Genomic DNA, 2,227 nt, shown 5'->3' on the forward strand with positions numbered 1-2,227 from the left:
AAATTGAGCTGCACAAATTACATCTCCTTCATTTTCTCGATGTTCGTCATCGACTACTACTACAGACTTACCTGCTTTAATATCTGCTAGTGCAGCATCAATGGAGTCAAATTGAAATTGTTCGTTTGGCTGTTTATTCACAGATAGTTTCCCTGGTTTTGTCATTTTTTTCAAAATATGTTTAAAAGTATACAAATATTATAACGATATACAAAGATTATAGGGTTTCCTAGGCTACGGAAGTATAGTAACAAGAATGAATAAATTAGATAGATAGTTGAGAATATACCTTACAGCAACTTGAAGACTCTATTAAGTAATTGAGTTTCAGATAGAAAATATCATACAATAATTGGAAGTAAATAATATGAAAGGTAGAATTTTTACAGAACAAAAACGTCAAATACTTGAAGACATTATCGTTCATCGTCGAACAGAACCAGTAGCAAAGTTTATTAATAAAGAAATTCCCGATCTAGTAATAGAGCGTTTACTATTTGCTGCTTTGCACGCTCCTTCAGTTGGTTTTTCTCAACCCTGGGAATTTGTGATTATTCGTGACCCATCAATTAAGGCCAAAATCAAAGCATCTTTTGAAAGAGAAAATGAAAAAGCAGAAGAAATATTCAAAGATCGGCCTCTACCTCATCAATTTCAATTGATTGGTACGGGAATAACTACAACTCCTGTTAATATTGCTGTTTTTTATAAGCCTTCATCTGCTCCGGTCTTAGGTCAAACAAGTATGGATAAAGTAGGACCTTATAGTGTTTGTCTTGCTATCCAAAACTTGTGGTTAATGGCTAGAGCTGAAAATATAGGGTTGGGTTGGGTAAGTGTCTTAGATGAAGAAGAGGTAAAAACTATTCTCAATGCTCCTCCAGAAAATGAATTAATCGCTTATTTGTGTATAGGTTATGTCACAGAATTTACAGAACGTCCTCAGCTTGAAATTGCTAACTGGGAAAAGTGTAAATCAAAAGCTGAAGTCATTTATTATAATAGTTATTAAATAAGCATTTCCTACGGAATGCTGCGCAAACAGCCGTCAGCTATTAGCTATCAGCTATTAATTTTATTTTGGGAAAGGTAAAAGTAATTGAGAAAATTGAGAAATTGAGAAATAATAAAAAGTTACTACCAAAGTCTCCTTCTCCAAGCTTATACCAGTTTTATATGAGGTTGCATAGAATGATGAAATTCATTACCGAAAAATTCAGGTATAAAGCCTCTCCATTCATGGAGAAAAAAGCGGTCGTTAGCGGAGTTCCCGGAGGGTGGGATGGCGTACTTCGGAGCGGGTCTGCAAGAACGGGTCTCGGAGCCATATCCAATCGACCAAGAGAAGAAAAAAATCCTTTGATCCAATCCTCTTAGTTTATAAGAAGAGGTAATTCTAAATTCTTAATTCGCGCATTCTAAATTCTTGAAATCGATCTATCTCTATCTACTCCTATCTGCGGTCAATTCTGCTTGAAATATTATTCTATACAGCTTCATTTCAATTTGGTATTAGAAGTAATTATTCATTATTAATTGCTGTTTGCGTAGCATCCCGCAGGGAAGCGCTAACTGCTTACCTTATTAACTACTGATTAAGACTAGATATTTGCCACTTACTTATAGAGGCGTTTTATACAACATCTCTATAAGTGGCTTATTTACCTTGAAATTACTGTCAATATAAATTTATTCTGTTATCTCTTATGGAGAATCAAGAGTATTTTCAGATTCAATTTATTCAGTAATTTATTGTATAGAATCATCACTTTCAGTAAGGAGAGATTCTACAACTTCTTCAGATTTTGCCTCGGTAATTTGTGATGATTCTGGAATAGTATCTTCAAATGGAAAATCTTCTACAACTTCCGGTATAGAAGTAATAGAATCATCACTTTTAGTAAGGAGAGATTCTACAACTTCTTCAGATTTTGCCTCGGTAATTTGTGATGATTCTGGAATAGTATCTTCAAATGGAAAATCTTCTACAACTTCCGGTATAGAAGTAATATAATCATCACTTTCAGTAAGGAGAGATTCTACAACTTCTTCAGATTTTGCCTCAGTAATTTGTGATGATTCTGGAATAGTATCTTCCAGTGGAAAATCTTCTACAACTTCCGGTATAGAAGTAATATAATCATCACTTTCAGTAAGGAGAGATTCTACAACTTCTTCAGATTTTGCCTCAGTAATTTGTGATGATTCTGGAATAGTATCTTCCAGT

At 34.1% G+C, this 2,227-nt stretch carries 3 protein-coding genes; 1 reads left to right on the plus strand and 2 read right to left on the minus strand.

From position 1 onward, the window contains the following. A partial coding sequence (locus F6K13_RS29570) for a 3,4-dihydroxy-2-butanone-4-phosphate synthase (protein ID WP_287289352.1) occupies positions 1-165 on the minus strand: 165 nt, incomplete at its 3' end. A gap of 202 nt (positions 166-367) precedes the next feature. Here F6K13_RS29570 and bluB point away from each other — a divergent pair. Continuing rightward, entirely contained in the window at positions 368-1,012 is a 645-nt protein-coding gene (bluB, locus tag F6K13_RS29575) for a 5,6-dimethylbenzimidazole synthase (RefSeq protein ID WP_124144882.1), read from the plus strand. 737 nt (positions 1,013-1,749) lie between these two features. Here bluB and F6K13_RS29580 read toward each other — a convergent pair. Then, a partial coding sequence (locus F6K13_RS29580; protein ID WP_287289351.1) for a hypothetical protein occupies positions 1,750-2,227 on the minus strand: 478 nt, incomplete at its 5' end.

Origin of the sequence: Okeania sp. SIO2B9 (assembly GCF_010672505.1) — a bacterium.
Lineage (GTDB): Bacteria > Cyanobacteriota > Cyanobacteriia > Cyanobacteriales > Microcoleaceae > Okeania > Okeania hirsuta.